Source organism: Mesotoga sp. HF07.pep.5.2.highcov (assembly GCF_003666285.1).
Taxonomy (GTDB): domain Bacteria; phylum Thermotogota; class Thermotogae; order Petrotogales; family Kosmotogaceae; genus Mesotoga; species Mesotoga prima.
The window spans coordinates 1-11,414 of the sequence record NZ_JFHJ01000065.1; the positions used below are offsets into that span (position 1 = coordinate 1).

At 44.4% G+C, this 11,414-nt stretch carries 9 protein-coding genes, 1 other RNA gene and 2 pseudogenes; 2 read left to right on the forward strand and 10 right to left on the reverse strand.

Annotated features, from left to right (window positions below; translation table 11 throughout):
* Nucleotides 1-22: 22 nt before the first annotated feature.
* Nucleotides 23-958, reverse strand: coding sequence for an ACP S-malonyltransferase (gene fabD, locus BG32_RS01150; protein WP_121526268.1), 936 nt, complete (start codon nt 956-958; stop codon nt 23-25).
* Nucleotides 952-1,874, reverse strand: a pseudogene (locus BG32_RS01155) (nitronate monooxygenase). Before BG32_RS01155 ends, fabD begins: the two are co-directional and overlap by 7 nt.
* Before the next feature lie 160 nt (nt 1,875-2,034).
* Between BG32_RS01155 and fabZ the strand changes: the two are divergent.
* Complete coding sequence (gene fabZ / locus BG32_RS01160; protein WP_121526269.1) at nt 2,035-2,442, forward strand: 3-hydroxyacyl-ACP dehydratase FabZ; 408 nt, start codon at nt 2,035-2,037, stop codon at nt 2,440-2,442.
* 150 nt (nt 2,443-2,592) lie between these two features.
* On the opposite strand, the gene BG32_RS01165 is transcribed toward fabZ, so the two are convergent.
* Nucleotides 2,593-3,993: a Do family serine endopeptidase gene (locus tag BG32_RS01165; protein ID WP_121526270.1), complete on the reverse strand. Its 1,401-nt coding sequence runs from the start codon at nt 3,991-3,993 to the stop codon at nt 2,593-2,595.
* A gap of 133 nt (nt 3,994-4,126) precedes the next feature.
* Here BG32_RS01165 and BG32_RS01170 point away from each other — a divergent pair, with 133 nt between their 5' ends.
* On the forward strand, nt 4,127-5,392 hold the full coding sequence (locus BG32_RS01170) for an ArsB/NhaD family transporter (protein WP_259459420.1): 1,266 nt from the start codon (nt 4,127-4,129) through the stop codon (nt 5,390-5,392).
* Here the strand turns inward: BG32_RS01170 and BG32_RS01175 are convergent.
* The 7 genes and pseudogenes from BG32_RS01175 to BG32_RS01205 form a co-directional block, all read right to left on the reverse strand.
* Nucleotides 5,324-7,066, reverse strand: a complete 1,743-nt coding sequence (locus BG32_RS01175) for a YgiQ family radical SAM protein (RefSeq protein ID WP_121526272.1) — start codon at nt 7,064-7,066, stop codon at nt 5,324-5,326. The two genes, BG32_RS01170 and BG32_RS01175, sit on opposite strands and share 69 nt — an antisense overlap.
* A gap of 18 nt (nt 7,067-7,084) precedes the next feature.
* An RNA gene (rnpB, locus tag BG32_RS01180) (RNase P RNA component class A) lies at nt 7,085-7,412 on the reverse strand.
* 31 nt (nt 7,413-7,443) lie between these two features.
* A pseudogene (locus BG32_RS01185) lies at nt 7,444-8,322 on the reverse strand (TIGR01212 family radical SAM protein); the annotation flags it as partial.
* Complete coding sequence (locus BG32_RS01190) at nt 8,312-8,821, reverse strand: hypothetical protein (RefSeq protein WP_121526273.1); 510 nt, start codon at nt 8,819-8,821, stop codon at nt 8,312-8,314. The pseudogene BG32_RS01185 and the gene BG32_RS01190, both read right to left, overlap by 11 nt.
* Entirely contained in the window at nt 8,818-9,348 is a 531-nt protein-coding gene (folK, locus tag BG32_RS01195) for a 2-amino-4-hydroxy-6-hydroxymethyldihydropteridine diphosphokinase (protein ID WP_121526274.1), read from the reverse strand. The genes BG32_RS01190 and folK overlap by 4 nt, the downstream gene beginning before the upstream one ends.
* Entirely contained in the window at nt 9,341-10,684 is a 1,344-nt protein-coding gene (locus BG32_RS01200; RefSeq protein WP_121526275.1) for a B12-binding domain-containing radical SAM protein, read from the reverse strand. The genes folK and BG32_RS01200 overlap by 8 nt, the downstream gene beginning before the upstream one ends.
* The coding region (locus BG32_RS01205; RefSeq protein WP_121526276.1) for a type III pantothenate kinase at nt 10,662-11,414 on the reverse strand (753 nt) is incomplete at its 5' end. The genes BG32_RS01200 and BG32_RS01205, both read right to left, overlap by 23 nt.

An 11,414-nucleotide genomic window follows, 5' to 3' on the forward strand; every position in this document is an offset into this window, starting at 1 on the left:
CTCACCTCTCAAAGTTTAGTTTTCAGTTCTTGATTTCCTGTAGTTCTTTAAGTATTCCAAGGCCTTCGTTTTCTGTGCTTTCTACAGAGACACTCCTATCTATCTTCTTCATAAACCCACTAAGCACTTTTCCAGGCCCCACTTCAACGAACCGATCTGCGCCTAGTTCGATCATCTTTCTAATAGATTGTTCCCATTTGACAGGGCTGTAAGCCTGTTCAATTAGCAACTCTCTTATCGCGTTTGGATCTTTAGGAAAAAGCTCTCCGGTAACATTTGAGATAACAGGGATTTCCGGAGGTTTGACATCAATGCCGTTCAAGAACTCTCTCAAAACTTCTCCAACTGGACGCAAGTATCGGCTATGGAAAGGAGCACTCACTGAAAGCTCCACACATTTTTTCGCTCCCTTTTCCATTGCCTTGTTCATAGCACTTCGAACTTTTTCTGATAACCCTGAAATTACAACTTGACCTGGACAGTTGTAATTGGCTACAATAACCTCTTCGCTTGAAGAAATCTCAAGGCAGATCTCTTCGACTACTTTTTCTGGAAGACCAATTATCGCTGCCATCGTTCCATCTTCAGAAGACATCAATTGTTGCATAGCTGTCCCCCTCAACCTTACAAGACGAAGTGCGTCGGCATATCTAAGTGTGCCCGCTACGACTAGAGCAGAGAACTCACCCAGCGATAATCCGGCGCAAATGTCGGGTTTTCCCCACCTCTCAATAAGAGCATCGGAAAGGGCTATACTTAGCGAAAGAATAGCCGGTTGGGCATTATGCGTGAGCTTTAGTTCGTCTTCCTGCCCCTCGAGCATCATTGTTAATATGTCAAAACCCAGCAACTGTCCGGATAGTTCAAGAAACTCTCTAAACAAAGGACTTTCATCGCAAAAACTCTTACCCATGCCAACGTATTGGCTCCCCTGTCCGGGAAAAATCCATGCTACCATTTCTCTATGCCTCCCAGGAATCGAATTGTTTCTTCTGCCTCATCAATTATTGACTGAACTAATTGTGAAACATCAAGGATTTCTCCAATAAGCCCGCAGGATTGACCGGCCATCATGGAACCATCACTCATGTCACCATTTTCGACAGCTCTCTTGAGAGCTCCGACAGCTATTTTTTCAATTTCCTCGAATCCAGAGCCTTGCTTTTCTAGTTCTTCAATGCGTCTTGTTAGCCTGTTCCTAAATCCTCTTACAGGATGACCATTTGAATTGCCCGTAACGACGGTGTCTAGTTCATTTGATAACAGAATCCGTTCCTTGTATCTAGAATGTGCTCTACATTCAGTCGTGCAGATGAATCTTGTTCCCATCTGAACACCACTAGCTCCAAGTGCAAGAGATGCTGCTAATCCTCTTCCGTCAGCAATTCCACCTGCTGCAATAACTGGGATTCTCGTTGCTGAAACAACTGCTGGAACCAATACCATTGTTGAAACCTTTCCGATGTGGCCGCCGGCTCCATTCCTTCGGCAATCACTGCATCGACTCCCTGTCTCTCTAGCCTTCTAGCGAGCCCGGAAGAGGCGACCACGGGAATCACTTTAGTTCCGGCCGTCTTCAATTTTTCAATAAAGCTTGATGGACTGCCTGCCCCAGTAGTTACAACGGGAACTCTTTCCCTACAGATTATCTCTATCTGTTCCTGCGCATATGGAGAAAGCAGCATTACGTTGACTCCGAAGGGCTTTGAAGTCAATTTTCTGATCTCGCGAATCTCATGAAGTAGATCCTCTGGAGAAAGATTCCCTCCGGCAATTATGCCTAGGCAACCGGCATTGGAAACTGCTGCAGCCAAATTATGTTCCGAGACCCATGCCATCCCTCCTTGAAGAATGGGGTATTTGATTCCAAGCATTTCGGTTAGCGACTGTCTTTGCTCATTCAAAGTAGATCCTCCTGGCACAAGTATGCTGGTTTAACAAAAGCAACAACATACCAGGACCTTTTGCCGCATTTTTGTCTGAATCTAGGACTGCTGGCGAGCGAACAGTTCGAAAATCAAACGGAGGTGATTTGTGAGAGACAAGGAGTTTGTAAAGGAAAGAATACCCCACAGGGAGCCCTTTCTTCTTGTCGATGGCGTGATTTCAATGACCGATTCCGAAATTCTTGCTTTCAGAGACTTGCTGCAAAACGATCCTGTTTTTGAGGGTCATTTTCCTGGTTATCCGATTTATCCAGGTGTGCTGATTCTTGAAGGTCTTGCTCAGACTGCAGGAATTCTTTTGCTGAAACCAAATGAAACACCGTTGTTTGCGGGAATAGAAAGAGCACGTTTCAAGACCATAGTACGTCCGCCGTGCAGAATTGAGTACTCTGTCAAATTGATCAACAGTAGGATGAACGTCGCTAAGCTGGAAACATCTGCATATGTTGAAGGAAAACTAGCTGCGAAAGCTATTCTGCTTGTTTCATCAATGTAATGTATTGTGGGCGTAATGCATCATAATTAAATCTACTCAAGAGATGGTTTTGGAAAGAAAAAACCCCTGTGCTATAATCAAGGCGTTAATCCTGCACAGGGGATTAAGGGGGTAAGCCGCCACTAGTCAAAGCGTGGCGGCATTTTCGTTTTAGAGCTGGAAAGAAGCCACGAATCTTACACCGTTTCTGTAAACAAAGAACGCTACGTAGTCCCCTTTCTTGATCTTTTCAGTATACTTCTCGAAATCGTTGACGCTCTCGATCGATTCTTGATTGCCATTTATGCTCAGACGAGTAATTATATCGTCCGGGCCTATTCCCAACCTGTAGATTATTCCTTCTGGATCTACTTCTCTTACTATTACGCCTCTAAACTCCTGAGGTATTCCTAGACGTTCCCTATCGCCGGGAGTTATTTCAGAAACCGATATACCGAGTGAGCTCACAAAAGCCTGTCTGGCTCCGTTGTCTTCTGTTGCTGAAGACTCGCTTTCTTGAGCAAGTGATCCTAGAACAGCAGTCAGTACGATTCTCTCTCCGAATCTGTCTATTGTAATCTTCACTTCGGAGCCTGCAGGGTAGTTCAATACTGCTGCCCTAAGCTCCGCTGAGTTTGTGATCTCTAGACTCTCAAAGCCAATAATGACGTCCTGTGGTTTTATTCCGGCCTTCTCTGCTGCTGAACCAGGAACCACATCTGTAATTAATGCTCCGCTGTCAACCTTTAGTCCGAGGGATTTTGAAACCTCCTCAGTGACCGTATCCATATAGACCCCAAGATATGCTCTTTGCACAGATCCGGTCTCGATAATTGAATCGACAAATCTGAGAGCTACGTTTATGGGAATTGCGAATCCAAGGGTGGTTCCAACTTCAGGAGCGATTATGGCAGTATTTATTCCGACAACTTGGCCATGAATATTCAGCAAAGGCCCCCCGCTGTTACCGGGATTAATCGCGGCATCTGTCTGAATTAGATTAGAATATACTCCGTTGCCATCTGGTTTTGGCAGCTGCCTTCCTACCGCACTTATCACTCCGAGAGTAACTGTGTGCTTAAGGCCAAGAGGATTCCCTATAGCAATTGCCCACTCGCCGATTCTCAGTGCGTCTGAGTCACCAAGTTCAACAGTGGGGAGATCAACTCCATCGGGATCGATCTTTATCACTGCAATGTCCAACTCCTCATCTCCGCCAATGTATTTGGCCGGGTAGGTGCTTCCATCAAGTAGAGAAACCGTGATTTTTTCCGCGCCTGAAACTACGTGCTCATTGGTGAAAATATACCCATCCTTGTTGAAGATGAAACCCGAGCCAACCCCGGTTACCTTCTGGCTGGGGATCTCTCCGAAAAATCGCCTGAAGAAATCCTCGAAACCGTAAGGATCGGTGATTGAATATTTCCTAGTGGCCTCTACATCGACTTTGACAACTGCTGGTCCTGCTGCTTGGACTACGTTGGTTATTGGGCTCTCGTAGCCTTCGTTAACCAGGGCCAGAGAAGCCACTGACAGAATTACAACAATAAGAACTGCAAGAACTTTTCTCATAAACTCTGACCTCCTTCATTATTTTGGCTACTCCGGTAAGAATTTGACTGAGCAGAGGAATTCGTTGTTCAAAAAATGAGAAGGTGATATACTGATAAAGTTATGTCTTCCAGAGGTGAGTTAATTGCAGTGGGTGTTTGTTCTAGTGGTTTTCATAAGCGCTTATTATCTGATAATTTCTGGTAAGTTTAATAGATCAACAGTTGCATTTGCTGCTGGTATTCTAATACTTTTGTCTAAAGTTATACCTGACTTCGATATGAAGGAGCTCGGCTACCTTGTTGATTTCAATACTATCAGTATTCTAATTGGAATGATGATAGTTGTTGGCACTTTGAGGACGACTGGTTTTTTCGAATTTGTTGCTGTTCACGTAGTAAGGTTCTCCAAGGGTAATGTGAGAGCTTTGCTTACATTCTTTGTGGTTACAATTGCACTCTTTTCTGCTTTTCTAGATAACGTCACAACGATTCTTCTTTTTGCACCGATAATCTTTCTTGTAGCAGATGCTTTGGAGGTTTCTCCTCGCACTTTCATCCTTGCTGGAGTTCTAGCGGCAAATATCGGTGGGACGGCAACTTTGATTGGTGATCCACCAAACATACTTATCGGCTCAGCAAGTGGGTTCGGATTCATGGACTTCATAAGAATTGATGGGCCGATTACACTATTTGCGTTGATAATTGCGCTAATCTACCTTGATCGACATGTTTTCAAAGATTACACAGAAATGGGAGAAAAGCTGCAGCGTCTAGCCAACATGGATCCTAAGAAAGCGATAGTTTCAATGTCAGCCTTCTACAAGTCATTAGCTGTGTTCTTCGCTACAATTGTGGGCTTTCTTCTCCATGGTCTAATCGGAGTGGAACCTTCTCTTATTGCTCTTGCTGGTGCGGCAGCGGCTATGATTCTTAACGGAAAGAGCTTTTCGCATCTTTCCGAAGATATAGAATGGGATACGATATTTTTCTTCATGGGCCTGTTTGTTCTTGCATTTGCACTCCAGGAGGTCGGCATCACCTCTGTTATTTCCGACTTGCTTGGCTCTCTCTCCGGCAACAAAATACTGTTGTTCTTGACGCTTTACTGGTTGTCGGCAATAATGAGCGGCTTTATAGGAGCGGTTCCTGCGGTAACTTTCATGATACCAGTGATTCAGGGGATGACAACTAAGTTCGGCGTTCCGGCAGATATTTGGTGGGTGATCTCCATTTCGGCCTGTCTGGGTGGCAGTTTTTCAATAGCCGGTGCCGCAGCTAACATGGTTGGAGTGGGTCTAATAGAAAAGCATTCAAAGGAAAGACTCACATATGGGGATTTTCTTAGGTTCTCAATGCCTCTCACACTTATTACGCTTGTGGCCGGTACCCTTTATATCCTTTTCAGGTTTTCTATCTAGGATCTCTTTGCGTACCAGAATTTCCTTCTGTCTGTTTCTTCCACCTGTCGACCGTTCAGTTAAGACTGGATCACCCTTCTCTGAAGCCATTTCGGTGAAGTACATTGCTGTGGAGATGGTTCCCGGTGTCGGTGTGAACAACTGCACCTGCTCGGGGTTATAGTGCATTTCTCTCTTGACAAACTTCTTCAGTTCAATCATGTCTTCCTTTGTGCATCCCGGGTGAGCCGCTATGAAGTAGCCTATAATGTGGCACTTCCCGTTAGAAAGGAGCCTAACCTCTTTGAGAAAATCTAAGAGAACATCTTTAGAGGGTTTGCCCATGTATTCAAGGACTTTCTGCACTGTGTGCTCGGGCGCAATTTTCAACTGACCAGAAACGTGGTTTTTCAAAAGTTGTTTGAGAAAATCCCTTCCGGATCTTTTATCTTTTAGAATGAGGTCATATCTGATTCCAGATGATACGAAAACATGTTTCACACCGGGGATTTTCCCTATTTTTCTAAGTAGATTAAGGTATCTTGAATGATCTGGTTTTAGAGAATCACACACCTCTGGAAAGAGGCATCTCTTTTTTGCACATGCACCGACTTTTTCCTTTATAGAACATTCGTAGCCGTACATGTTCGCAGTAGGTCCACCCACGTCAGTAACAGTTCCCCTGAATCCGACATCTCTGGTGAATGAAGATATTTCTTGAATTATCGAATCTTCACTCCTGGAAACAACGGTTCTACCTTGATGAAAAGCGATCGCACAGAAGTTGCATTGTCCATAACAACCCCTATGACTTGTCACAGAATAACGTACAGTCTCTAATGCTTTCACCCTTCCCCTTGAAAGCGAAACTGGATGAACTCTTCTGGTAAACGGCAAGGAATAGTAAGCATCTAATTCTTCTGACGTAACTTTGGGTGGCTTGTTCTGGACTACATATCGATTGTCTTGAAGCTGGAACAACTGGTGTCCCCTTACCGGGTCTGTCTCTTCATGCATTACTTTTGTCATTTCAAAGTATTTCTTCTTGTCTAGAGATACTTCTTCATGAGATGGCAATTCAATTCCTGCGGGTTTAGAGCTGGACCAAAAAACCGTTCCTTCAACATCTGTGGGGACTTCTCTTACTTTCGAGATCTTGGTTGCGATTTCCAGAATTGGCTTTTCACCCATTCCATATACCAGCAAGTCTGCTTTGGAATCAAGCAAGATCGATTTTCTTATTCTGTTGCTCCACCAGTCAAAATGAGAAAACCTTCTAAGACTGGCCTCTATTCCACCGAGAACTATACGAGTTTCTTTGAAGACCTGCCGAATCAAATTTGAGTAAACAATCGTTGCCCGATCCGGCCTCTTTCCACCAAAACCTCCAGGAGTGTAATCGTCGCTCCTTCTTTTCTTTCCAGTCGATGTGTAATTTGCAACCATTGAATCAACGTTACCAGAGGTGACACCGAAGAACAGAGCAGGTTTACCCAACACTGAGATGTCTTCGTTTGTTCGCCAGTCGGGCTGCGAAATGACACCTACTTTCCAGCCTTGTGATTCCAGCACTCTCGCAATCATCGCCGTTCCAAAAGAAGGATGGTCAACAAATGCATCGCCCGTTATTAGAATGATGTCGAGACATTCCCATCCCCTCTCGACCATATCGCTCCTAGTCATCGGAATATTCATTAGACACTCCAAAAAAACGCGGGAAGCGAAAACGTAAGCCGGATCCTGTTCTCGTGACCATCTATCTCGGAGTTATGTTACCATAACCCTCAAGCATCCTACCCGAAAGGGAATCGGTGGGCATCCTCAGACCCTTTCTGCTTGGACTTGCTCCAGACGGGGGTTACCTAGCCTGCCGGTCACCCGACAGCCGGTGAGCTCTTACCTCACCTTTCCATCCTTGCCCGAAGGCGGTCTAATTTTCTATGGCCCTTTCCGGAGATCACTCTCCCTGGGTGTTACCCAGCGCCCCTGCCCATGGAGTCCGGACTTTCCTCGGATTTTCCGCGGTCACTCTTTTCGCTTCCCGATCTATAAAATAGAGCCTTGCTTCCCTGGTATCTACCTTCAATTATCATCTTTCTTTCTAACATATTCAATAGCTTGATTTTTGACATTCCCCAATTTCCAAACATTGTTCCTTCGTTAGGAGGGTCTGAGACAAGTCTATGTACAATGACTCTCCAGTCTAGATGCTCCAGAAATACCACTACTCTTTCCAGAAATTCATCTACACTTCCTATCTTAACTTCACCTGCTTCATACATTCTTGCAAGTTCAGTGCCTTTGACTACGTATAGAGAATGAAGTTTGACGCCATCTATACCGAGTACAGAGATCAGTCTTGCGGCCTCCGCAACATCCTCTTCAGTATCCCAGGGAAGATTCGATATCATATGTACAACCAAATTTATTCTTCTTTTCTTGATTCTCAGTGCCGAATCGATAAAATGCGACAGAGTGTGACCTCTGTTAATGGTTTTGATAGTGTTGGGATTGATACTCTGAAGACCGAGTTCAAGAATCACATCAACGTCAGAAGTGAATTCTTCAAGTAGATCTAGAACCTCATCAGAGACAAGATCGGGTCTGGTAGAGATGTCGAGGATGACAACGTCATCAACAATAACCTCTCTGTAAAGCTGTCGTAGTTTCTTTACGGGTGCGAAGGTATTTGAGTTGGCCTGGAAATATGCCATGAATTTCCTAATACCCTTTTTTCGAAGGAATTCCATCCTACTTTCGAGCTGCTCTCTTAGCGAGAGAGTCGAGTCTACTGTGAAACCACTTCCCGAGGAATCACAGTATATGCATCCACCTTTTCCATTTACTTTGTGGGGACATGAGAAGCCTGCATCAAGGGGAACTCTATGAACGGGTTCTCCATATCGTGATTTCAAATGAGTCTTGAGGTCATTGTATGGTTTAAGACTCAACTGATCTCACCAGACTCTTCTCATACTCTTTGAAGGCTCTTACCGCAGAGTCTACTTCCTCACTATTGTCCCCAAGAAAAATGTAAAGCCATCTACCGGAAAACCACGACTTCATGAAGCTCTCGCCGACTTCACCGGAGAATTCTCCGTAGATCCATGGAATCGCGCTTATGACTGATCTGATTTCATTTGAAATTTCCCTAACAAAGTCATACCAGAAACCTGTGGCTCTTGAAGCATTCTCAAATTTTGCTACGTAAACATTGAATTCCTTTGTGCCTTTAGCGAACTCTTTATGGAGAAGCAGAGTATCTTCATTTAGTTCTATCCCTAAGATCATGCCGCCAACACTAACCGAAGTAGAGATATCCATATAGTCGCTTAGCGCGAACCCCGCAAACTTTCCGGGTACGAGTTCTGATTTCGAGGCACTACAGGAGGAAAACAAGGTCGTAATTAGAACCACTATTACAATTATGCTGAACTTTCGTATTTTCATCTCTTCACCTCTAATTCTATTAGTTTTTCAAAAAGACGAGCTTCTAGGAAGAGCTCAGGCCATCCCTCTTTACCAAGGCTTTCAAGATGGTCCGAAAAGAGACTGTTGTCTCTTGGGTCTCTGAGCTCTTCATCGATTTCGAGTAAAGGGACCAAAACGAATTTCCTTCTTATTATATCTTTGTGGGGTATAGAAAGCTTTTCGGTTGTCAGAATCATCTCTCCAAAGAGCAGAATGTCGATGTCGATTTCTCGCGGACCCCACCTGAACCTTTCAACTCTTCCAATAGACCTCTCGATTGCCTTGATCTCTTCAAGCAAGAAGTGTGGATCACCTTTGAATTCGAATTTCCCCACACAGTTCAAGAATTCATTTTGCTCGATATTGCCTAATGGTTCTGTCAAGTAGAGCGATGATACTGATTGCAGCGTGATTTCCCTTTCTATTAGCATTGTAAAGGCTTTAATAATGAGATTCAGTCTTTCTCCCATGTTACTCCCAAAGCCTAAGAATAGATCCTTAGTCATTTAATCTTCTCCTTAATGACCACGCTTTCTCTTTCAGCCTCTGAACAGCGTCAGGAGAAAAGCCCTCCTTCCACCAGTATGGAAGGATCGAGTTGTCCAAAAGGAGTGGGTCGATATCCTCGTCGAATACGCCGCCACGGGTTAGTTCTTTCCACTGCACCGTTCCAGGAATGGGTGTGAATTCGTTGAGACTGGGGCTAATTCTTAGTTCTTCGCAGATTCTAAGAGAAGCCAGAACGTCTTCTTCGCTCTGGCCTGGAAGGTTAACCATAATATAGGCGCTGATCTCTCGAGAAGTGAATCCCGCTGATGAAAGATTCTCAATCGCTACGAATATATCGTCTAGATTGACTTTTCCGCCTGTGGAATTTTGCATAACCGGATCGGAAGTCTCTAAACCGATTCTTATCGTCTTGAAATTGTTCATGTACATGAGATCGGCGGTTTCTCTATCGATAAATCTGGCGTGAACGCCGTTTGGCAGATGAAATCTCGCCTTGATTCGAAGACGCTCGAACTCCTCCATCAGTCTCTTGAAACCACTACCTACAAGAATTGCATCGTCAAAGAAGACGATATCTGAGAGCCCCTTTGATGCAGTAAGATGCTTGACGAACCTGGCACTCTTTACCGGGTCTCTTCTCACGAAGCTGTTCCAGAGGAGGCTGCTGGCACAATATGTGCATTTGAACGGACAGCCAAGGCTCGAAATCAACACGGCATATCTTGCAGATTTATAAACTGAATAGTCAGGATCGAGTTCGTCGAACCAGTCAAAATCGAGTGTTTCATTGATTCCCAGGAAACCAAGAGCCATTTTGAGTGGTTCCGTTCCGGTTCCGGGGCAAACCTTGTCTGCTCCGGAATACCGCCGGGCGTGTTCGGGAAGGAGTGTTGCATAAACTCCTCCAAGTATCACTGGAACCGAGGGCATTTCGTCCTTAATAATCCTAATAGTATCGTGTACTCCATAATGCCAGTAAGTCATCATTGAAGTGACAAAGACACAATCAACGTTCTTTACTTGTCTTATTTTCTTTCTCAATACTTCCTCGGGAAATCCGAACCTCTTGAATCTCCTGGGTATCGAGGCAATAGACCGGGGTTTTGGTATCTCGCTTTCAAGGAATTTCCCCGTTCCGTAATATTTCTCTCCGAATTTCGGAGAAAAGGTGATCAATTCATCATCATATCTATCGAGACAATCTATTAGAATTGATTGGATCCCGATATGCTTCAGGAGTGAAGAAATGTACAGCAGACCTAATGGTTTTAGCCAATAGTCATAGGCCGACACATCTTCTATCCACGGGTTAACAAGTAGTATCTTCTTCAAATGGTTTCACTCTGTTATAGTAGAAACTTAAGCCTTTGAGTGTGAGATTCGGATCAGCGATTTCTATCAAACCTCCCTCAATTAAGAAGAGATCGATATTCCCGCCTGTACCCACAACTGTTGGCTTTTCTTCGAATTTCTCGATAATATTGTCAATAATCCCTTGAATTGCGAAGTATGTTCCGTTTACAATACCGATTCTCAAGTTGTCTTCTGTATTAGTTCCAAAGTAGTGGTCTTCGAAGAAGAGCTCCACTTCCGGTAGTTTTGCGGTATGCGAGAAAAGTGCGGACATTGCTGTCCCAGGCCCCGGAAGGATTGCTCCTCCCACAAAATTACCGTCTTTGACGATGTCTATGGTAATTGCTGTCCCCGCATCGACAACTATCACATTGTTTCCATAGCATTCCTTTGCCCCTAAGACATCGGCAAGTCGGTCAGCCCCAATCTCGGCTGGGTTATCCGTATTCAGCCCTAAAGGGAAAAATCTATCCGGCCTCAAGAAGACTGCAGGTTTCGGAAGATACTTTCTTGTGAAGTAGTTAATTGTTCTGTTCAACCTAGGAACAACACTTGCAACACACAGGCCATCTATTTCTCCGACAGAGTAACCCTTAATCCTAAGAAGCCCATCAAGGATAACAAAGAGTTCATCTTCAGTCTCTATTCTTGATGAGGGGAGTCTCCAGACTTCCTCAATGCTCTTCTCGCCGGTAAGTCCTAGAACCGT